Source organism: Stagnihabitans lacustris (assembly GCF_025950525.1).
In the GTDB taxonomy this organism is placed as follows: domain Bacteria; phylum Pseudomonadota; class Alphaproteobacteria; order Rhodobacterales; family Rhodobacteraceae; genus Stagnihabitans.
In genome coordinates, this window is sequence record NZ_JAPDGS010000008.1 from 49,544 (window position 1) to 70,553 (window position 21,010).

The 21,010-nt window shown below is 66.7% G+C and carries 19 protein-coding genes; 7 read left to right on the top strand and 12 right to left on the bottom strand.

Annotated elements, in window-relative coordinates:
- Positions 1-26: 26 nt before the first annotated feature.
- Genes NX862_RS16300 through NX862_RS16315 form a run of 4 tightly spaced genes read left to right on the top strand, consistent with a single transcriptional unit; the run spans position 27 to position 3,572 of the window.
- The gene (locus NX862_RS16300; RefSeq protein WP_264495001.1) at positions 27-1,037 is read left to right on the top strand and encodes a hemin-degrading factor; all 1,011 of its coding nucleotides are present in this window, start codon (positions 27-29) and stop codon (positions 1,035-1,037) included.
- A complete protein-coding gene (locus tag NX862_RS16305; protein ID WP_264495002.1) occupies positions 1,034-1,867 on the top strand; it encodes a heme/hemin ABC transporter substrate-binding protein in 834 nt (277 codons plus the stop codon). Before NX862_RS16300 ends, NX862_RS16305 begins: the two co-directional genes overlap by 4 nt.
- Positions 1,864-2,832, top strand: coding sequence for a FecCD family ABC transporter permease (locus NX862_RS16310; RefSeq protein WP_264495003.1), 969 nt, complete (start codon positions 1,864-1,866; stop codon positions 2,830-2,832). Before NX862_RS16305 ends, NX862_RS16310 begins: the two co-directional genes overlap by 4 nt.
- Positions 2,829-3,572, top strand: a complete 744-nt coding sequence (locus NX862_RS16315; protein WP_264495004.1) for a heme ABC transporter ATP-binding protein — start codon at positions 2,829-2,831, stop codon at positions 3,570-3,572. Before NX862_RS16310 ends, NX862_RS16315 begins: the two co-directional genes overlap by 4 nt.
- Here NX862_RS16315 and NX862_RS16320 read toward each other — a convergent pair.
- From NX862_RS16320 to NX862_RS16350, 7 genes are read right to left on the bottom strand one after another with little or no spacing between them, the layout of a single operon-like run.
- Positions 3,569-5,044, bottom strand: coding sequence for a M81 family metallopeptidase (locus tag NX862_RS16320; protein ID WP_264495005.1), 1,476 nt, complete (start codon positions 5,042-5,044; stop codon positions 3,569-3,571). The two genes, NX862_RS16315 and NX862_RS16320, sit on opposite strands and share 4 nt — an antisense overlap.
- A gap of 4 nt (positions 5,045-5,048) precedes the next feature.
- The gene (locus NX862_RS16325; protein WP_264495006.1) at positions 5,049-5,990 is read right to left on the bottom strand and encodes an ABC transporter ATP-binding protein; all 942 of its coding nucleotides are present in this window, start codon (positions 5,988-5,990) and stop codon (positions 5,049-5,051) included.
- Complete coding sequence (locus NX862_RS16330) at positions 5,983-6,924, bottom strand: ABC transporter ATP-binding protein (RefSeq protein ID WP_264495007.1); 942 nt, start codon at positions 6,922-6,924, stop codon at positions 5,983-5,985. The genes NX862_RS16325 and NX862_RS16330 overlap by 8 nt, the downstream gene beginning before the upstream one ends.
- Entirely contained in the window at positions 6,921-7,760 is an 840-nt protein-coding gene (locus NX862_RS16335; RefSeq protein ID WP_264495008.1) for an ABC transporter permease, read from the bottom strand. Before NX862_RS16335 ends, NX862_RS16330 begins: the two co-directional genes overlap by 4 nt.
- Entirely contained in the window at positions 7,757-8,683 is a 927-nt protein-coding gene (locus NX862_RS16340; protein WP_264495009.1) for an ABC transporter permease, read from the bottom strand. The genes NX862_RS16335 and NX862_RS16340 overlap by 4 nt, the downstream gene beginning before the upstream one ends.
- A gap of 13 nt (positions 8,684-8,696) precedes the next feature.
- Positions 8,697-10,265, bottom strand: coding sequence for an ABC transporter substrate-binding protein (locus NX862_RS16345; protein WP_264495010.1), 1,569 nt, complete (start codon positions 10,263-10,265; stop codon positions 8,697-8,699).
- Between the two features lie 7 nt (positions 10,266-10,272).
- On the bottom strand, positions 10,273-11,181 hold the full coding sequence (locus tag NX862_RS16350) for a MurR/RpiR family transcriptional regulator (protein ID WP_264495011.1): 909 nt from the start codon (positions 11,179-11,181) through the stop codon (positions 10,273-10,275).
- 93 nt (positions 11,182-11,274) lie between these two features.
- Between NX862_RS16350 and menC the strand changes: the two genes are divergently transcribed.
- The 3 genes from menC (at position 11,275) to NX862_RS16365 (ending at position 15,575) form a co-directional block, all read left to right on the top strand.
- The gene (gene menC, locus NX862_RS16355) at positions 11,275-12,384 is read left to right on the top strand and encodes an o-succinylbenzoate synthase (protein WP_264495012.1); all 1,110 of its coding nucleotides are present in this window, start codon (positions 11,275-11,277) and stop codon (positions 12,382-12,384) included.
- Positions 12,381-13,088: a GNAT family N-acetyltransferase gene (locus tag NX862_RS16360; protein WP_264495013.1), complete on the top strand. Its 708-nt coding sequence runs from the start codon at positions 12,381-12,383 to the stop codon at positions 13,086-13,088. The genes menC and NX862_RS16360 overlap by 4 nt, the downstream gene beginning before the upstream one ends.
- 69 nt (positions 13,089-13,157) lie before the next feature.
- Positions 13,158-15,575, top strand: coding sequence for a sensor domain-containing protein (locus NX862_RS16365; protein WP_264495014.1), 2,418 nt, complete (start codon positions 13,158-13,160; stop codon positions 15,573-15,575).
- Here NX862_RS16365 and NX862_RS16370 read toward each other — a convergent pair.
- The 5 genes from NX862_RS16370 to NX862_RS16390 are packed head-to-tail and all read right to left on the bottom strand — an operon-like array spanning position 15,572 to position 20,922.
- A complete protein-coding gene (locus NX862_RS16370) occupies positions 15,572-17,131 on the bottom strand; it encodes an FGGY-family carbohydrate kinase (RefSeq protein WP_264495015.1) in 1,560 nt (519 codons plus the stop codon). The two genes, NX862_RS16365 and NX862_RS16370, sit on opposite strands and share 4 nt — an antisense overlap.
- The gene (locus NX862_RS16375) at positions 17,132-17,851 is read right to left on the bottom strand and encodes an SDR family oxidoreductase (protein ID WP_413694580.1); all 720 of its coding nucleotides are present in this window, start codon (positions 17,849-17,851) and stop codon (positions 17,132-17,134) included.
- Between the two features lies 1 nt (position 17,852).
- Complete coding sequence (locus NX862_RS16380) at positions 17,853-19,082, bottom strand: sugar ABC transporter permease (RefSeq protein WP_264495017.1); 1,230 nt, start codon at positions 19,080-19,082, stop codon at positions 17,853-17,855.
- The gene (locus NX862_RS16385) at positions 19,079-19,840 is read right to left on the bottom strand and encodes an ATP-binding cassette domain-containing protein (protein WP_264495018.1); all 762 of its coding nucleotides are present in this window, start codon (positions 19,838-19,840) and stop codon (positions 19,079-19,081) included. The genes NX862_RS16380 and NX862_RS16385 overlap by 4 nt, the downstream gene beginning before the upstream one ends.
- Before the next feature lie 50 nt (positions 19,841-19,890).
- Positions 19,891-20,922: an ABC transporter substrate-binding protein gene (locus tag NX862_RS16390; protein ID WP_264495019.1), complete on the bottom strand. Its 1,032-nt coding sequence runs from the start codon at positions 20,920-20,922 to the stop codon at positions 19,891-19,893.
- Positions 20,923-21,010: the final 88 nt, after the last annotated feature.

Below are 21,010 nucleotides of genomic sequence, written 5' to 3' on the forward strand. Positions count from 1 at the left end.
GCATCCCCCAAAGCTCTGGAGTCCAAATGACCCCCGCCGATATCCGCGCCCTGCGCGCCGAGAACCCGAAGACACGTGCCCGCGATCTGGCCGAGGCCCACAACCTGCCCGAAGCGGCCCTGGTCGCCGCCCATCTGGGCCACGGCGTGACCGCATTGCAGCCCCATCCCGATCAGCTGATGCCCCTGGCCGGAGAGTTGGGCGATGTCATGGCCCTGACGCGCAACCGCAACTGCGTCCACGAGCGCAAGGGGGTCTACAAGACCTATCATTCCGGGTCTTGGGCTCAGATGATCCTGTCCTCGGACATCGACTTGCGGCTGTTTGCGCGTCACTGGGTCCATGCCTATGCGGTGGTCGAGGGCGACAAAAGGTCGATCCAGGTCTTTGATGCGGCGGGCGATGCGGTCCACAAGATCCACCTGACCGCGGCGTCCGATGTCGGGGCCTTTGACCGGCTGGTGACGGCGCTGGCGATCGAGGCCCAGATGCCCACCTTTGCCCCCCGCGCCGTCGTCGAACCGGCCAAGGGCGATCCTTCCCAGCGTGAGGCGCTGCGTCAGGGTTGGTCCGCCATGACCGATAGCCATCAATTCCTGGGCCTGGTGAAGGATCACGGCATGAACCGCCTGGGCGCCAACCGCATCGCGGGCGCGCCCCATGCGCGGCCTTTGGCTGTGGGTGCGGTGGCGGCGGCACTGGAGCTTGCGGCGTTTTCCGAAATCCCGGTCATGATCTTTGTCGGCAACGCCGGCTGCATCCAGATCCACTCGGGTCTGGTGGGCAAGACGGTGATGATGGGGCCGTGGTTGAACATCATGGACCCGCGTTTCAACTTGCATCTGCGCGCCGACCGGATTGCCGAGGTCTGGCATGTGGTCAAGCCCACCGCCACCGGGCCTGCGGTGTCCATCGAGGCCTTTGATGCCGAGGGAGAACTGATCCTGCAGATCTTTGCCTATCGCAAGGACCGGCCCGGCGATGCCTGGAACGCCCTGGTGGACGCCCTGCCGCATCTGGAAGAGGCCTTCGCATGATCACCCGCCGCTTGTTCCTGGCCCTGCCCTTGCTGGCCACCCCCGCCTTCGCCGCAAACCGCCGCATCGTGGTCCTCGGTGGCTCGCTGGCCGAGATCGTCGCGGCCCTGGGGGCCGAGGGCGAATTGGTCGGCCGCGACACGACCTCGACCTTTCCGCCAAGCCTGCTGGCCCTGCCTGACGTCGGCTATGTCCGCGCGCTGTCGCCCGAAGGCGTGTTGTCGCTGACCCCCGACCTGATCCTGGCAGAGCCCGACGCAGGCCCGCCCCCGGTGATCGAGGTCCTGCGCGCGGCGGGCACCCAGTTCGTCACCATCCCCGGCGCGCCCACAGCCGCCGGCGTGGTGGCCAAGATCGAGGCCACCGCCGCAGCCCTTGGCCTGCCCGAACAGGGCGCCGCACTCGCAGCCCAAGTCGCAGCCGAAATCGCGACGGCCCAGGCCCTGCCCGCCCCGACCCCCCTGCGCGTGCTGTTCGTCCTGTCGCTGCAGGGCGGCGCGGTCATGGCGGGCGGTGAGGGCTCTTCGGCCGAGGGCATCATCCACATGGCCGGCGGGGTCAATGTCGGCCTTGGCTTTGACGGCTTCAAACCCATGACCGACGAAGCGGTCCTCGCCGCCGATCCGCAAGCCATCCTGGTCATGGACCGCGAGGGGGAACTCTCGATCACGCCCGAGATGATCGCGGCCCATCCAGCACTTGGGCGCACCACGGCGGCGACGGAAGGGCGGATCGTCGCCATGGACGGGATGCTTCTTTTGGGCTTTGGCCCGCGCACCGGCCAGGCTGCGGCGGCCCTGCATCAGGCGCTATACGGAGACGCGGGATGACCGCGCTTCGGGTCACTTTGCCGCTGATGATGGCTGGCGTTGTGCTGGCCGCCTTGGGGACCGGGGCCACGGGGCTGTCGCCCTTGCGGCTGCTGCAAGGCGGGCTGTCCTTGCAGGAAAGCGTGGTCTTTTGGGATATCCGCCTGCCAAGGCTCCTGTTGGGGCTTTTGGTGGGCGCAGGTCTGGCGGTGTCCGGCGTGCTGATGCAGGCGCTGTTTCGCAACCCTCTGGCCGATCCGGGCGTGGTCGGCGTCGGTCCGGGGGCGGCCCTGGGCGCGGTTCTGGCCATCGTTCTGGGCGGAGGCGGCCCAGTGCTGGTGATGCTTGCGGCCTTTGGCGGCGGCTGGGTGGCGGTCATGGTCCTGACCCGGGTGGCGCAAAGCGCGGGGCGGACCGATATCAGCCTTCTGCTGTTGGCGGGGATCGCGCTTTCGGCCCTGGCGGGGGCGGTGACGGGCATCCTTGTGACGCTGGCCGATGACACGCAATTGCGCGACCTGTCCTATTGGTCGATGGGCTCTTTGGCGGGGGCCACGCGGGACAAGGTCGCGCTGGGGGCCTTGGTCATCGGGCCGGTCCTGCTGTTGGCGCCGCGTCTGGCGCGGGGGCTGAACGCCCTGGCGCTGGGAGAGGTCGCGGCCTTTCACATGGGCTTGCGGGTCGAGCGGCTGAAGCGTCACGCCATCCTTTTGACCGCGCTTGGCACCGGGGGGGCGGTGGCGCTGGCGGGAGGGATCGGATTCATCGGCATCGTCGTGCCCCATGTGCTGCGTCAGGCTTTGGGCCCCGATCACCGCGCCATCCTGCCCCTGTCCGCGCTGATGGGGGGGGCGCTTCTGGTGCTGGCCGATGTCTTTGCCCGCAGCCTGACCGCGCCCGCCGAACTGCCCATCGGCATCCTGACCGCGCTGATCGGCGCGCCGGTCTTCCTGCATATCCTGTTGAAACGAAGGGGTGTCGCATGATCACCACTCAGGGCCTGACCGTCATGCGGGCCAAGCGCACCATCCTGCACGACCTGACCCTGACCCTGCGGCAAGGCGAGGTCACAGGGCTGATCGGTCCCAATGGATCGGGCAAGTCGACGCTGCTGGCGGCGCTGTCGGGCGCCCTGCCCTATCGCGGGTCCGTGCAGATCGCGGGTCACGAGGTCGCAACCGCCAGCCCCGCGACGCTGGCGGGCCTGCGCGCCGTGATGGCGCAACAGACGACGCTAAGCCTGCCCTTCTCCGTGGCCGAGGTGGTCGCGATGGGCGCCCTGACCGCGCCCGGCGCCCGCATCCCGGCGCTTTTGGCCGAACTGGGCTTGGCCGGTTTCGGTCCCCGCGACGCCATGGCGCTGTCGGGCGGCGAGGCCCAGCGGATGCAACTGGCCCGCGCGCTTTTGCAGGCGGAAACGGCGGGCGGCACAGGGTGGCTCATGCTGGACGAGCCGGTCTCCAGCCTGGACCTGGCCCATCAGATCGCAGTGATCGACCGGGCGCGGGCCCATGCCGCGCGGGGCGGCGCTTTGGTCGTGCTGCATGACCTGAACCTGGCCGTGCGCGGGGTGGACCGGCTTTTGGTGCTGCAAGAGGGGCGGATCGTGGCGGACGGCGCGCCGTCACAGGTGCTGACCGATACGCTGCTGACCCGGGTCTATGACTGCGCCATCCCGGTCAACCGCGTGCCGGAAAACGCGCCCTTTGTGTTGGTGCAGGCCTAGCGGTCCAAAGGCCAGACCGGGCGGCGCACGCGGGTATAGGGCCGCAGATGCGCTTGCGGTGTGGCCAGCGCGCCGGTGTCACAGACCACGACCCTTGCGGCGATGGGCTGAAAGGCCGCGCGGAAATGCTGCATCGACTTGACGACCAGAAAGCGCAGGGCCTCGGGCGCGATGTCAAAGGCGCGCAGTTGCTGCAGGTCAAGCATCTGGCCAGACAGGGTGACGACCAGCACGTCGATCCCCTGCACCCGAAAGACCGCCGTCTTCCCCCAGGAATGGGTGATGCCGCCCAGGATCGGACCGTCTCCGGTATAGGTGCCCTCTGACAGGTGCCGGATTTCGCCGGTCACGGTCAGGGGCCCGCCGCCGAACGCCGGGTCACATTTGCCGCCAAGGTCCAGCGTCACGGTGTCGCCGACCCTGTGGCGGTGCAGGAAAGCCGCCGCCTCGGGGTCGATCATCGGGGCAAAGGCGCCCCCTGTGACGCCCACTTGCAACAGCGCCGCCAGCAATGCGGTCGCATCGCCATAAGCCCCGGCGCCCGGGTTGTCGGCATAATCCGCGATGACCAAGGGCGGGGCCGCGGGATGGGCCAAGGCCAGCGCCGCCGCGGCCTCAGGCGTCAGAAAGTCATTTGACACCGATCCGCGCTGATCCCAGATCGTCTGCGCCAGCGCCTCGGCGATCTCTGTGGCGCGAGCGGCGTTGCGGTCATGTGTCACCAGAACCGTCGGCCCCATTTCCGCGATATCCGCCTCGGAGAAGCCCGCATTGACCGACACCGCCAGGATGCCCGGCTCGGCCTCATGCGCGGTGGCGCGGGTGTAAAGCGCGGCCGTCTGGGGCACATCGGTGCGGCCTGCATTGGCCTCGTCCAGCATGGGGATATGGCGGCGCAGGGTCCGGGGCGCGATGTCGCCCTTCATCGTCCGATCCAGCAGCCGCGCCGCATGACGCCCGGTTTCGCGCATGTCGACATGGGGATAAGTCTTGTAGCTGACAAGGATTTGCGCCTGTTCCACCATGGCCTCCGTCACCATGGCGTGCAGGTCCAGCGTCACCGCAATCGGCAGGTCCGGCCCCACGATGGCACGCAGACGGCGCAGCATCTCGCCCTCGCCATCCTCGCAGAACACTGGCACCATCGACCCGTGCAGCGACAAAAGCACGCCGTCCAGCGTGGCCTTGTGCGCCCGCGCGCCGTCACAGATCAGGCCGGCGATATGGTCAAAAGCCTCTTGCGCCACCCGGGCCCCGGGGGTCGCATGGGCAGAGACGGTATGGGTCAGCCGCCACCCCGACAGGTCCGCCACATCCAGAAACCCCGCCAGCTCTTCGTTCACGCCGCGAAAGCGGTCGACGGCAACTTGCCCCAGGTCCAGGACATCGTCGCGAAAGTCCTGCAACCGCGTCTCGCCCTTCTTGAAGGTGTTGCTTTCGTGGACGAAAACGCCGGTCAGGACGTGGAACATCGGATCAATCCTTCAGGGGGTGAAAACAGGCGACGGGGTGGGGGCCTTGATCCAGCGCGGGGCGCCTTGTGCGGCAAAGGTCGCTGGCCCGCGGGCAACGCCCGGCAAAGGCGCAGCCCGGCGGCAGGTCAAAGGGGCTGGGGATTTCGCCGGTCAGGGCTGCCAGCGTGCGGCGCTGCGCAGGGTCGGGCACAAAGGCCGAGGCCTGCAGGGCCGCCGTATAGGGATGGCGGGGCGGGGCATCGGCGCGGGGCAGAACCTCGACCACCGCGCCCAGATACATCACCAGCACCCGGTCACAGAAATAGCGCACCAGGCCAAGGTCGTGACTGATGAACAGATAGGTCAGCCCGCGGTCCTGCCGCAACCGGGTCAACAGCGCCACGATCTGCGCCTGGATCGACACATCCAAGGACGCCGTGGGCTCGTCCAGCACCACAAGGTCCGGCGACAGCGCCAGGGCCCGCGCGATGCCCACCCTTTGCCGCTGCCCACCTGACAGCTGATGCGGGTGGCTTTGCGCCATCGTCGCAGGCAGGCCCACCGTCTCCAGCATGGCGCCGGGGTCGGGCGGGGTCTGGCCCTGGACGGCAAAGGGCTCGGCCAGGATTTGCGCCAGGGTAAAGCGCGGGTCCAAGCTGGAATAGGGGTCCTGAAACACCATGGCCATGCGCTGCCGCATCTTGCGCAGGGCGGCAGGCGACAGGGCGCGCAGGTCGGTGCCGTCGAAGCGTAGCTCTCCGCCGGTCGGCTCGATCAGCCGCAGGACCAACCGCGCCAGAGTAGACTTGCCGCAGCCGCTTTCGCCCACCACCCCCAGGACCTCGCCCCGGGCCAGGGTGAAAGAGACCTCGCGGACGGCCATCATGGCGCGGGGGCGTTGGAACAGGCCTCCGCCGGATTGAAAGCGTTTGGTCAGGCCGGTGACGGACAACAGGTCAGACATCGGCGCCCCCCGGAAAGTGGCAGGCCGGGTTGCCCTGCGGCGCCTCGGCCCTGCAAAGCGCCTGCGCCTGCGGGCAGCGCGGGTGAAACCGGCACCCCGACGGGAAGGCCAGCGCGCCGGGCACGGTGCCCGGGATGCCCTGCAGCGCGCCCTTTGCCATCCCCTCGGTCGGGATGCAGCCGATCAGCGCCCGCGTATAGGGATGGCCCGGGGCGGCGAAGATCGGCGCGGTCGGGCCTTCCTCTGCCAGGCGACCGGCGTAAAGCACCGCGACCCGGTCACACAGCTGCGCCACGACGCCCATGTCATGCGTGATCAGCAAAAGCGCCAGGCCGCGTTCGCGCACCAGCGCCCCAAGGATCTGGATGATCTGCGCCTGGACCGTCACATCCAGCGCGGTCGTGGGCTCGTCGGCGATGATCAGGTCGGGGTCGCCCGCCAAGGCCATGGCGATGACGATGCGCTGTTTCATGCCGCCCGAAAGCTGATGCGGCCAGGCCTCGGCCACCGTGGCGGCCTCGGGGATGCGCAGTTGCGTCAGCAGGTCTACGGTCCGCGCCCGCGCCTGCGCCCGGGTCAGGCCAAGATGCAACCGGGACACCACGTCGATTTGCGCGCCGATCCGTGTCACCGGGTCCAGCGCCGTCATCGGGTTTTGCGAGACGAAACCGATGCGGCGCCCGCGCAGGGACCGCCGCTGCACCTCGGTCATCGCGGCCATGTCCTGACCGTCGAAAGCGACCGCGCCCCCGGTGATCCGCCCGCCGATCAGCGGCAAAAGCCCCATGGCGGCCAGCGCGGTCAGCGACTTGCCCGAGCCGCTTTCGCCCACCAGGCCCAAGATCTCTCCCTTGCCGACCGACAGGGAAATCCGGTCCAGCAAAGCCACCTGGCCGATCGAGACGCTGACGTCGGCAAGCTGCAACAGGCTCATATGGGGCCCCTCAGCTTGGCCTTGATGTCCAGGCTGGCCACCAGGGCATCTCCGGCCAAGTTGATCGCCACCACCGTGACGGCGACCATCAGGCCGGGGAATATGATGATCCAGGGCGCCTTGAAGATCAGCGCCGAGCCCGCCGACATCATGCCGCCCCAGCTTGGGACGGGAGGCTGCGCGCCCAGGCCGAAAAAGCCCAAGGTGGCCTCCAATATGATCGCGTCGCCGGTGGCCAGCATGGCCGAGACCAACACGGGCGCCAAGGCGTTCGGCAGAAGGTGGCGGGTCAGGATATGGGTGTTGCCGGCCCCCAGGGACCGGGCGGCCTCGATAAAGGTCTCGCCCTTCAGCGTCAGGATTTGCGCGCGGGTCAGCCTTGTGAACTGCGCCAGATAGGCGACCGCGATGGCCACCATGGTTCCGGTGGTGCCCGGCCCGATGATGGCCACCAGGATCAGCGCGATCAGGATTTCCGGGAAGGACCAGGTCAGGTCGACGGTGACAGTGACGGCGCGGTCGAACCAACCGCCAAACCAGGCGGCGGCGGCGCCAAGCGCCATGCCGCAGGCGACCGAAATGGCGATGGCCGTGACCGAAACCGACAAAGAGGTCCGCGCGCCATGGATCAGCCGTGTCAACAGGTCACGGCCGAATTCGTCGGTGCCCAGCCAATGAGCCGCGCTTGGCGACCGATAGGCCTCTGACAGGGCCTGGATGTCGTAGTCATAGGGCGACAGGTCCGCCAGGATCGCGGCCAATATGACCAAGACCAGCCAGAGCGCGGAGAGCGCCGGGATCGGGTGACGGAAAGCCTTCATGACAGGAAAGTTCATGACAGCGAGGCCCTGACGCGGGGGTCCATCACCGCCTGCAGGATATCGCCCAGCAGGGTCCCCAGCATCACCGCCATGGCCAGCATCAACAGGCAGGCTTGCACCACGGGGTAATCGTGCTGGCTCAGCGACTTGATCAGCAGCGTCCCAAGGCCGGGCCTTGCGAAGACGACCTCGACCGTGACGGCGCCGCCCAAGATCCAGCCGATGCGCAGGGCCAGGATCGTCACCACCGGGATCAGCGCATGACGCAGGACGGTGCCCAGCTGGATGCGCAAGGGCGACAGCCCCTTGGCGTGCAAGAGCAGGACGAAATCCCGGCCCGCGGCCTCGATCATCGAAACCCTTGTGATGCGGGCGACCAAGGCCGTGCCGCCCAGGCCGATGGTCAGCACGGGCAGAACCAAAGACGACCACCCCCGCGCGCCCGAGACGGGAAACCACCCCAACCCGACCGAAAACACCAGCATCAGGATCAGGCCCAGCCAAAAGCTTGGCATGGTCGACCCCAGCAAAACGCCCCCCATGATCGCCCGATCCGCCCAGCCGTCGCGGTTCAGCGCGGCCACGACGCCCAGGACCACCCCCAGCACCGAGGAGAACAGCAGCGCCAGCCCCCCCAGCGCCAGCGAATGAGGCAGAGCGGCTGCGATCAGGTCGGCCACCGGGCGGCGGGCCACAATCGCGGTCCCAAGATCACCCGTCACCACTCGCCCCAGCCAGATCGCATATTGCACCGGCAAGGGCCGATCCAGGCCGTAACGCGTCTCCATCTCGGCCCGGGCCTGCGGTGAGGACCCGACCTTCAACAGGTTGTCGATCGGGTCGCCCGGGATGAAATGCAGGATGGCAAAGATCACCACCGACACGGCAAGAAACACCGGCACGAGCATCAGGACCCGCTTGATCAGGTATGACATCATGCCGGTCGCTTTCTTACTCTTTGACTTCCATGTCCATGATCGCGATGGCGCCCACGCCCACGCCGTTGATCGCGGGCGGCAGGACAAGGCGGTCCTTGTTATAGGCGACGGCGTCCACCGGCTGATAGATCGGCGCCATGGGGAACTGGGTCAGGACATAGTCGTGATAGGCGGTAAAATTCGCCACCCGCTCTTCCATGTTCTTGGACCCCGTCATCGCCGCCGCCCGCAGGGTCTCGGCCTTGGGGTCGTTGAACATCGACACATTCGGATAGCCCAGACGGTCGCCGCCAAAGAACCAGTCGACGATATCGGCATTGTCCCAGTTGTAGGACCGCACCGCCGCCTGTTGCTCGCCGGTCTTGTATTGGTCGCGGATCATCGAGCTGTCATAGGTCGTGATCTCGGCCTCGATCCCCACGGCTTTCAACTGCGCCTGCACGACTTCGGTCAGGCGGCGGAAGACGCTGTCGCTTTGGGTCCAGAGGCTGATCTTCAGCGGCTGGCCGTCCTTCATACGGACGCCGTCCGGCCCCATCGCCCAACCGGCCTCGTCCAGCGCGGCATTGGCGCGGGCGGGGTCATAGGCGATCTTGGAGCTGTCGGCGACCTTGGATTCCGGCAGGGCGGAGATCAGGAAGGTGTTCGCCACCGACCCAACGCCGCCAAAGACCGAGGCCAGGATTTCGTCCTGGTTGATCGCCTTGGCCGCAGCCTCGCGCACCTTGATGTCGTCGAACGGCGCCTTGGTCACGTTCATCGGCATGTAATAGACATCCTGCCCCGGCAGGGTCAGAAGCGTCAGGTTGGCTTCCTTTTGCACCTCGGACATCAGGTCGGCCGGCACGCCCAACAGCATGTCCACCCCGCCGGTCTTCAGCTCCAGAAAGGCGGTGCTGTCTTCGGGGATCTCGCGGAAGGTCAGTTTCGCGATCTTGGCCGGACCCTGGTTCGCAGCCAAGGGCGAGCCCCAGGTGTAATCGTCGTTGCGCACCAGAACGGTTTCCTGGCCGATGGCGAAGCTTTCCATCTTGAAGGGGCCGGTGCCGTAAACCTCGGTCACGCCATAATCGTCACCCAGCGCGGCAAAGGACTTGGGTTCCACCACCGACATGAAGCTGGAGGACAGGTTATACAGCATGTTCGGTTCAGGCCGGGACATGACGAATTTGACGGTCAGGTCATCGACCACCTGAACCTCGGCGATGGCCTCGACCATATAGGCGTTGTCCGATCCCGCAAACAGCGGCACCCAGGCGGCAATCGTGGCGGCGTTGAAGGGCTCGCCGTTGTGGAAGGTCACGCCGGGATGCAGTTTAAAGGTCCAGGACATGCCGTCGGCGGCCTCTTCCCAGCTGTCGGCCAACCAGGGGTGATAGGACAGATCCGCCGCCTGAGACACCATGCGGTCAAAGATCAGCGTCGTCGCCTTGTTCAGATTGCCCGCCTTGATCGGGTTGTAAGTCGGGGTTCCGACCTCGGGCGTGGCCAGGACAAAGATGGCCTCTTGCGCCTGGGCCATGCCGGTCAGGGCGGCCAGGCAGACACAGGCCATAAGGGTCTTGCGGAAGGAAAACGTCATGTGGTCCTCACTGTTGCTTGGGGTTTGCCCGGGTTGCATCCCGGGGCGCGGTATGTCCGATGAAATCGCCGTAAAGCGCCGAGACGCGGGCCATGCGGTTCTCGACCGCGGCGCCCAGTTCGGCAAAGACGCCGTTGACCAAAAGCCCGATCAGCGACGACATGGCAGAGGTCGTGTCCCAGAAGTGGTTCAGATCGGTGGGCACGGTGAACAGCTCTGTCACCAGGCCCGGCGCCCAATCGCAATAGGGGTCGGTGATCAGCGTCACCGGGATGCCCTCGTCCCGCGCGGCATGGGCCAGGTCGCGGGTCAGGCGTGAATATCGGCGGCCGTCGACCAGGACCAGAGTCGTGTCCTCGGGGTCTGACAGCAGCACTTCGGCAAAATGCCCGCCCGCGACATCGGCCAACTGCACGCCGGGGCGCAGGTATTGCAGGTTGTGGACCAGTTCCGCCGCGTGCCCCCGCTCGGTCTGAAAGCCCGCGACAAAGACCTGACGCCTGCGGGCAAGCCTTTGCACCGCCGCCGCAAAAGGCGCAGAGGCCGCCAGTTCATAGACCGTGACCAAGGCCGCAATCTCACGCTCCAACGCGCGGGAGAGTTCGTGGCCGTCGCGCGACCTTGCGTGGAAATCCTTCAGCCGGTCGCCGATCAGCCAGGCCTTGTCGCCCAAGTCGACCTGCAAGGACCCCTTCAGGTCTTTCAGATGCCGATACCCGATCGACCGGCAAAACCGCCCCACCGAAGCCTCGGAGACACCGACCTTGCCCGCCACCGTCGCCGCGGTTTCAAACGGCAGGGCCTGCAGGTTGGTCATCAGGAAATGGGCGATGGCGCGTTCGGAGGGCGTGCCGGACTCGACCGCCTGGGCCAGCCTGTCGCGCAGATCGCCGATGTTTTCGGAGCCGTCGTCCACCCGCATCTCCTGTGGTTGAATAAAGAGTGACAGGAAACTTTCAATCGGTCAATCTTGCAAGTAAGCTGTAATCCGACCGGACAGGAGGCCCCTATGACCTTGAAGATCGAAGCCGCCACCCTGCGCCTGGTGCGCCTGCCCCTGGTCACGCCCTTTACCATCGCGACCGGCACGCTGACGGAAAAGGTCTTTCCGCTGCTGGTGCTGCACAGTGGCGGGCTGGAGGGTTACGCCGAGGGGGTGATGGACCCGCTGCCCGATTACCTGGAGGAAACCGTGGCCGGCGCCATGGACCTGCTTTCGACCGTGCTTTTGCCGCAGGTGCTGGGCCGCAGTTTCGCCAACCCCGAGGCGCTGGCCCGCGCGCTGGCGCCCTGGCGGGCCAATCACATGGCCAAGGCCGTGGTGGAAATGGCCTTTTGGGACCTGTGGGCGAAAAGCCTTGGCCTGCCGCTGCAAACCCTTTTGGGCGGCGCGGGGGATGCCATCGACGTCGGGGTCTCGTTGGGGATCGGGCCTGTTGCGCAGACGCTGGACCGGGTGGGCGCCCATCTGGATCAGGGGTATAGACGCATCAAGCTGAAGGTGAAGCCGGGGCATGACCTGGGGCTGTTGCGGGCGGTCAGATCCGAGTATCCCGACGCCCATCTGACGGTGGATGCCAATTGCTGCTATACCTTGGCCGACAGTGGGCTGATTGCCGCGATGGACGAATTCGGCCTGGATTACATCGAACAGCCGCTGGCCTGGGACGACATCCACGACCATGCGACCTTGCAACAGCGCATCCGGACGCCGCTGTGTCTGGACGAATGTATCCGCACCCTGGACCATGCCCGCAAGGCGCTGCAGACCGATGCCGCGCGGGTCATCAACATCAAGGTCGGCCGCGTCGGGGGCCATACCGAGGCGCGGCGCATCCATGACCTTTGCACCGCCTTTCAGGTTCCGGTCTGGTGCGGCGGGATGCTGGAATCGGGCGTGGGGCGCGCGCATAACATCCACCTGTCCACCCTGCCGGGGTTCACCAAGCCCGGCGATACCTCTTCGGCCAGCCGCTATTTCACCCGCGACATCGTGGAACAGAAACTGGAGACCACCGCCGGTCGGATGCCCGTCCCCAAGGGCCCCGGCATCGGCGTGACGCTGGATCTGGACTACCTGACCCATGCCAGCCTGTCGCTCCAGGAGGTCCGCCCATGACCGACCTTCACTTCCGCGAGCTGATCGGGATGAGTGACCTGACCCGGGCCGAGGCGCTGCAACGTGCCGTTTGGGGCGAGGGCGACCAACCCGATCCGGCCGACCTGATGCTGGCCGTGCAATCCGAAGGCGGTCTGGTGGGCGGCGCTTTTGTGGGCGGCGCGCTGGTCGGCTATGTCTTCGGCTTTCCAACGCGGGAGGCGCATATCCAGCACTCGCACCGGCTGGCCGTCTTGCCCCAGGCGCGCGGGCTGGGGCTGGGTCTGCGGCTGAAACGGTATCAGCGCGACTGGTGCCTTGCGCGGGGGATCACCCGGGTCAGGTGGACCTTCGATCCGCTGCGGTCGGTCAATGCCACCTTGAACATCCACCGCCTTGGCGCCGAGGCCGGGACCTATCTGCCCGATCTTTACGGTGAAATGGCGGGGATCAACCGCGGTCTGGGGTCAGATCGGTTGATGGCCGATTGGGACCTGACCGCGCCGCATGTCGCGGCCCTCGCCCGGGACGAGACGCCCGACCGCGGCGCCCTGACCCCGCTGGAACTGACCCTGCCTCAGAACCTGGAGGCCCTGGCCGCAAGCGACCCCGCCGCCGCCACGCGCCTGCGTCTGGACATGCGCGCCGCCCTGCAAAGCGCCTTTGCCGCAGGCCTGCGCATCCGGGATTTCGACCGAAGCACCCGGACCTATGCCCTGGGTTGAACGCGGCTCTCGACTCACACCCGGTTGCGGGCTTATCGCTAGGGAAACCGCGCGACCAACGAGGACGACATGTCGACCGAAGACAGCTGGTTAAAGGTCCTGGACCTTCTGGCCGATGCCGTGGTGATCCTGCATCCCGAGGGCGAAATCCTGCACGCCAATCCCGCGGGCCTGACCCTGCTGGGCGGGGCGCTGCATCAGGTGATCGGCCGCCCGCTGACCGCTTTCCTTGACCCGCCCGACCATGACGCCTTGCGCCGCGCCCTGCGGCATGGCCTGGCTGGACAGACCCTGCCCCCCCTGCCCCTGCGTCTGGCCGATGCCGACATGACCGCGCAGCTGCACCGGCTGGAGACGGCCGCGGGCGCCGCCCCGGCGCTGGCCCTGTTCCTGCGCCCCGCCGATCAGGACACGATGCGGCTTTTGGCCTCTATCGTCGAGGGCAGCCAGGACGCGATCCTGACCAAGACGCTGGACGGGACGATCACGTCCTGGAACTCTGCCGCCGAAGCGCTGTTCGGCTACAGCGCCGATCAGGCCATCGGCCGGTCTGTCACCATGCTGTTCCCGCTGGAACGCATCGCCGAGGAAAACGAGATCATCGCCCGCATCCGGCGCGGCGACATGGTCCGCCACTATGAGGCCACGCGCATCGCCCGGGATGGCCGGGTGCTGGACCTGTCCGTCACCGTCTCTCCGATCCGCAATGCCGAAGGCCTCGTCATCGGCGCCTCAAAGATCGCGCGCGACATGGGCCCCGAACGCGCCCGGGCCGAAAGGCTGACGGTGCTGGCCTCGGTCTATCAGAACTGCGGCGAGGCGATCATGATCTTGAACGCCAAGGGCGAATTCGTCGAGGTCAACTCGGGCTTTACCGCGATCACCGGATTCTCCGAGGCCGAGATGGTGGGGCGGTCCTTCAACGCCTTTCGGTCCGGCCGGCAATCCCCACATGAGGCGCGGCGCATGATCCGCGAGCTGCGCCGCAACCGGATTTCCAAGGGCGAGATCTGGACCCGGCGCAAGGACGGCTCGGCCTTGGCGGGGTTCCTGACCATCACCGCGCTGCCCTGTGCCAGCCATGACAACCGCTATATCGCGATCCTGGCCGATGTGACCTCGTTGCGGCTGCAACAGGAAACGCTGGAGCGGCTGGCGCATTACGATGACCTGACCGGCCTGCCCAACCGGCTGTTGATGCATGAACGCCTGGACCGCGCGCTAGGTCAGGCGCTGGCCACGGACAGCGAAGTGTCGGTCGCCTATCTGGACATCGACGGGTTCAAGGCGGTGAACGACCGCCACGGCCATGACGCCGGGGACGAGATCCTGATCGCCCTGGCGCAGCGCATGACGGCCTGTCTGGCGGCCTCGGATACGGTCGCGCGGATCGGGGGGGACGAGTTCGTGGTGATCCTGCCCCAGGCCCGTGGCCGCCCCCGACGGACCGAGGTGCTGGACCGGCTTTTGGCGCGCATCCGCCAGCCGATCCGCCGGGCGGGGTTGGAGATTCGGGTGGCGGCCTCGATCGGGGTGGCGACCTTTCCCCAGGATCGGGGCGGCGGGGAACAGATCATCCGCCTGGCCGATCAGGCGATGTTCGAGGCGAAAAAGCAGGGCGGCAACCAGATCCGCCATTTCGACAGCGCCAGGCAGGAACGCGAGATCGGCCAGCGCCGTCTGGTGGGCGAAATCGAGACCGCCCTGACCGAAGGCCAATTCGAGCTGCATTTCCAGCCCAAGGTCCATCTGGCCACCGGCGCCATCGTGGGGGCCGAGGCGCTGTTGCGTTGGGTTCACCCCGCGGGCCTGCGCCTGCCCGGCGCCTTTCTGACGCAGGTGCTGGACCATCCGGTGATCGAAGAGATCGGCGCCTTTGTCATCGTCGACGCGCTGAAGGCGATCCGCAGCCTGCAGGCCGGGGGGCTGACGCTGCCCATCTCGATCAATGTCACCGCGCGCGACCTGCGGCGGCCGAATTTCGCGACCTATCTGCACCGCCAGGCGCAGCGCTTTGGGCTGAAGGATCACGCGCTGTTGCAGCTGGAGTTGCTGGAGACCGCCGCCCTGGACGACGATCCGCAAATCGCCCGCACCATCGACCGCTGTCACCGCGACGGCTTTCGTCTGGCCATCGACGATTTCGGCGTGGGCTTTGCCTCGTTGTCCTATCTGGGCCGCATCCCCGCCGACACGATCAAGCTGGACCGGTCCTTTGTGACCCACATTGCGACCGATGCCCCCAGCCGCAAGATCGCCAGCGCCGTGCTGGCCATGGCCACCGCCTTTGGCAAGCAGGTCGTGGCCGAGGGGGTCGAAACGCCGGGCGCGGCGCGGCAGCTTCTGGCTTTGGGCTGCGAGGTGGCGCAGGGCTTTTGCATCGCGCCACCCATGCCGCTGACGCATTTCCAGGCCTGGGCGGTGGAGTGGCACATGCGGGTCGCCGGGCTGTCGGGGTCCTTTGTCGACAGCCCGCTTCTGGTCTAAGCCTTGCGGGCGGCGCGCAGGGTGCGGGCCGCCAGTTGCAAGGCCTCAAACGCGGTGAAGCGCAGGGCGTGCAGATCGGCGACCTTGCCCGTCGCGGGGGCAAAGATCACCGCATCGCCCGACATCGCGGCCATGGCGGCGGCAAGGTCGTGATGCACCCCCCCCGCCGGAGCCGCCAACATCGCCGCCCCCAGAAGCACCGGCTCTTGACCGCCGGGCAAGGCGACCTGCCGCCCCGTCGTATCGGCCAGCATCTGACAGGCCAGCCGCGATTGCGCCGCCCCCCCCGAGGCCACGATCGTGTCAATCGCGATGCCCTTTGCGTCGAACCGGTCCAGCAGCTGTTTCAGCCCATAGCCGATGCCCGACAGCCCCCCCAGATACAGCGCGGCCAGCGTGTCGATGCCGCGGTCCAGCCCCAGCCCACTGATCACCGCCCGCGCATCTGGTTCCGCGAAAGGCGAGCGGTTGCCAAGGAACTCGGGCACCACGACGACTTCGGCGGCGGCAAGGATGGTTTCCGACAGCGTGGCCCCCAGCGTCTCGGCATGGGCGGCGACCTGCGCGATCCCCGGTCCCGCATCGCGGTGCAGGTGGATCAGATGAGCCAAAGCCTCACCCGCCGCCGATTGCCCGCCCTCGTTCAGCCAAAGGCCGGGCAGCATGGCGTTGTAATAGGGCCCCCAGACACCGGGCACCGGCGTCGCCTGATGGGTCGAGGCCATGGAACAGGCCGAGGTGCCAAAGATATAGGCCAGCCGGCGCGTCGGATCGGCACTACCCGGCAAGGTCACGCCCAGGGTCCCCAAGCCCCCCGCATGGGCGTCGATCAGCGCGGCGGCCACCGGGGTTCCTTCGCACAGGCCAAGGTCACGCGCCGCCTGCGCCGTCAGGCCACCCAAGGGCGTGCCGGGGGCGACGATCTGGGTCCCGATCCGCCGGAAGCCCTCATCAGCCAAAGCACCCAGACCGATGGCGCGGAAATAGCCTTCGTCCCAGCGGTCTTCATGCGCCAGGTAAGTCCATTTGCACGTCACCGTGCAGGAGGACCTTTTCTCCGACCCCGTGGCCTTGAAGGTCAGCCAGTCGGGCAGGTCCCAGAACCTGCGCGCCCCCGCGAAGGCCTCAGGGCGGTGACGCGAGAGCCAGAGGAGCTTCGGCGTCTCCATCTCCGGCGAAATCCTGCCGCCGACATAGTCCAGCACCGCATAGCCGCCGCGGTTGATTTCCTCGGCCTCGGGGCTGGCGCGGTGGTCCATCCAGAGTATGACATCGCGGAGAGGGTCCTCGGAGGGGCTGACCGATACCCCCTCGGCCACCAGCGAACAGGTGGCGTCGAAGCCCACGCCCTTCACGCCCGAGGGGTCCAGCCCCTGCATGGCCTGACCCACCGCGATGCAAACCGCCTCCCAGATCTGGGCGGAGGACTGCTCGACGATTTCGCCCGCCTCGTGCCACAGGGTCAGGGGATGTTTGCCCACCCCCAGCATTTTCCCATCGGCCGAAAAGACCCCCGCCCGCGCCGAGCCCGTTCCGACATCCACCCCGATCAGCATTTACAGATCCACCGTATTGGGCAGGATCACCAGGTCCCGCACCACAACCCCTTTGCGCCGAGAAAGCATGAAAATCACCGCCTCGGCAACCTCTTCGGGCTGCATCAGACTGCCATTGGCGAGGGCCTCCTCCATCTTGGCCTTGGGCCAGTCATCCAGAAGGGCCGTCACCACCGGCCCGGGCAGGACCGCACCGACCCGCAGCCCCTTGGGCGCAAGCTGGCGACGGATCGTGTGAACGAAGGCCTGCACCGCGAATTTGCTGGCCGTATAGATCGGCTCCCAGACGACCGGGACGACGCCCGCGATAGAGGAGGTCATGATGATATCGCCCGAGCCCCTCTCGATCATATGCGGCAAGACGGCATGGACCGACCGAAAGGCCGCGTTGATGTTCAGGTTCAGCATCCGGTCCCATTGGGCGGTATCGCCCGCCCAGACCTCGCCGCCGACATAGGCGCCCGCATTGGCGTGGAAGATGTCCAGCCTGCCGTGGCTGGCCAGAATCGCGGGCATCATGCCTTCGACCGACGCAGGGTCCATCAGGTCGACCGCCAAGGCGCTGGCGCCGGGGATGCCCTTGGCGAGCCCCTCGGCCTTGGCCCCGTCGCGGTCGATCAGCACGACAAGCGCGCCCTCTTCCGCCATGGCCCGCGCGCAGGCCAGACCGATCCCCGAGGCCGCCCCGGTGACGGCCGCCACTTTACCTGTCAGTTTCATCTTAGCCTCTGCCATGAGAAATACGCGACCGCCGCGCGAGACTGTCCACGATCACGGCGATGGCCAGCACGGCCCCGGTGATCATGTAGCGCAACGACGACGAGAGATTGAGCAATGTCAGCCCCGAGGAAATCGCCTGAATGACGATGATCCCCAAAAGCGCCGACCAGGCACTTCCGCGGCCGCCGAATAGACTGGTCCCCCCGATCACCGCTGCCGCAATGGCGTTCAAGTTGACGTCTCCGGTCCCGGCCTGCTGGCTGGACGACGCCAGACGTGAGGCCGCCAAGGTGCCGCCCAAAGCCGACAACGTGCCGCACAGGACAAAGGCCGAAGTATAGATCCCCCGCACATTGATGCCGGCCCGCCGCGCAGCCTCGCGGTTGCCACCGACGGCGATGACCGACCGGCCCCATTGGGTGCGGGTCAAGCCGTAGTTCAGGCAAACGACCAGCAGCACGAAAAGCCCGAACATCCATGGCAGACCCCGCCCCAGGTTCAGGTAAAAGATCGCCCCCTGCAGCGCGGCGGTGAGGACGGCGGCCTTTGTGACAAGGCCTCCCAAAGGCGGAACCGACAGGTTCGCCTTTCCGCGCCGCAGACGACGACGTTGACCCGCGATCAGCATGACGATCCCGGGCAACAGCCCCAGCCCATGGGAGACGGCCGGAGGCATCACAAGCGTCTGGCCGAAACTGACCAGGGCGCTTTCATATGGCAGGTTGATCGACCCGGTCGGCCCAAGGATGTAAAGCTGCATCCCCAAAAGCGCCAGAAGACCGGACAGGGTCGATACGAAAGACGGCATCCCCAGCCGGTTGAACAGCTGCGCATAGACCCAGCCCACCGCGCCGCCCATCACCAGGGCCGCCGCGATGGCCAGAAGCACGGGCCAGCCCTGCCCCACCCAAAAGACCCCGACCATGGCCGAGGCGAAACCGCTGATCGAGCCCACCGAAAGGTCAATCTCTCCGACCAGCAGCACGCAGACGATGCCCAGCGAAATGATCCCCACCGTGGCGCAATCAAACAGCAGGTTCACCAGGTTGTTCGGCACCAGGAAAATCGGATTCAGGATGGAAAACACCACCGAGATCACGACCAGCCCCACCGCCACCGGCAGCATCCCAAGGTCGCCCGATTTCACCCGGTCAACAAAGCTGCGCAGCGCGCCGGTCAGGCTGTCGTCATGGCGGACACGGCTGTCCGCGCGGTCCAGAGGGGCGCTCATTGGTGCTTCTCCATGCGGCGGGTGACGGCATTGTCGGTGGCCCCGGTGATCGCGGCCACAAGGTCTTGATGCGAGGTCGTCTGGTCAAAGACGCCGTTGTTGCGGCCCAATCGCAAGACCACGATGCGGTCGGCGACGGCGCGGACGTCTTCCATGTTGTGGCTGATCATGATGACACCAAGCCCGCGGTCGCGGACGCGCTCGATCAGGTTCAGGACCTCGGCGGTTTGGGCGACACCCAGGGCCGCGGTCGGTTCGTCCAGCATGATGATGCGGGGGTTCAGGATCAGCGACCGCGCAATCGCCACGGTCTGACGCTGACCGCCCGACAGCGAGGCAATCGGCTCACGCACGGACGGTATCCGCGCGGCAAGTTCCTGCAGCAGGGTCCAGGACCGCGCCTCCATCGCCTCTTCGTCCAGCGCATAGGGAGAGAGTTCATGGCCCAGAAACAGGTTCGCCACCACGTCCAGGTTCTCGCAAAGCGCCAGGTCCTGATAGACCGTCGCAATCCCCAGCTTCATCGCCGCCGCCGGACTGTCCATCGTCACCTCGCGGCCCTCGTAACGGATCACGCCAGAGGTGGGCTGATGCACCCCCGCGAGGACCTTGACCAAGGTCGATTTCCCCGCGCCATTGTCGCCCACCAGGGCCACGACCTCGCCCGGGTTGATATCCAGTTCGATGTCCGTCAAAGCCGAAACGGCGCCGAATTTCTTCGACACGCCGCGCAGGCTGAGGATTGGTTGCTGTGCCATGTTCTCCCCCCCTTTTGGTGGACCGGCGCGTCTCCGCGCCGGCCAAAGTCTCACTCGATGCCAAGCGCCTTGCAGGCCTCGGCATAGTCGGCCGTGCAGATATCGGCGGCCTTTTCGATCCCCTTGTCAAAGATCTCGGCCTTGATGTTCTCGGCCGTCACGACGGCGGGAACAAACAGCTGCGAGGGCGCGCCATACAACTCTGACGTCGCCTCGGGGGTCTTGCCGTCGAGGAACAGCACCGCCGCCTGGGCCGCCGCCGCCGCCACAATCTCGGAGGGCTTGGAAATCGTGTTGTATTGGTCGCCCGCAATGATCAGCTGCAACGCGGCTTGCGTCGCGTCATTGCCGGTGATCGGGGGAACCGGATCGACGCCCGCCGCCTTGAAGGCCGCAATCGCGCCGCCGCCGGTGCCGTCATTGGCCGCCACAACGCCCATGATTTCGGCGCCGAACCGGGTGACTTGGCCCGAAGCCCATTCCTGCGCCTTGGGCGGCGCCCAATCGGGGGTGTCGAACTCGGCCAGGGTCTTGTAGCCCGACGCGGCCAGCGCCTCGTGGATGCCGTCACGGATCAGACCGGCGGCGGCGTCCGTGGGCGAGCCGTTGATCTGCAACACGCCCGACCCTTCAGGAACGCCCTTGGCCTTCATATGTTCGACGAGGCTCTGAGCGATGGCAAAGCCGATGCCCTTGTTGTCAAAGGAGACATAGAAATCCGGCGCCTTGTCCGGGATCGGGCGGTCATAGGCGATGACCTTGACGCCCTGGGCCTGCGCCTGCGCCACCAGCGACGCCGCAGCCGTCGAATCCACCGGGTCCAGCACGATCACGGTCGCGCCCTGCGCCATGACCGAGTTGAACTGCTGCTGTTGGTCGGCCGCATCGCCATTGGCGTTTTGGTAGATCACGGTGCAGGTCGGGCACAGCTTTTCCATCTCGGCCTTGAAGCCGGGATAGTCGTGCTGCTCATAGCGGGTCGAGGCTTGGTCGGGCATCAGGAAGGCCACAACCGCGCCATCGGCCGCCATCGAGGCCACCGGGAACAGGGCGGCCACCGAAGCCAAAAGGATCTTCTTCATATCTCACTCCCTCAGACAAACCTTCCCGTGCCGCCCGGGGGCGTCAGATGGAAGGTCTTGGAAAAGCCCCCTGTTGATCCGCGCACAC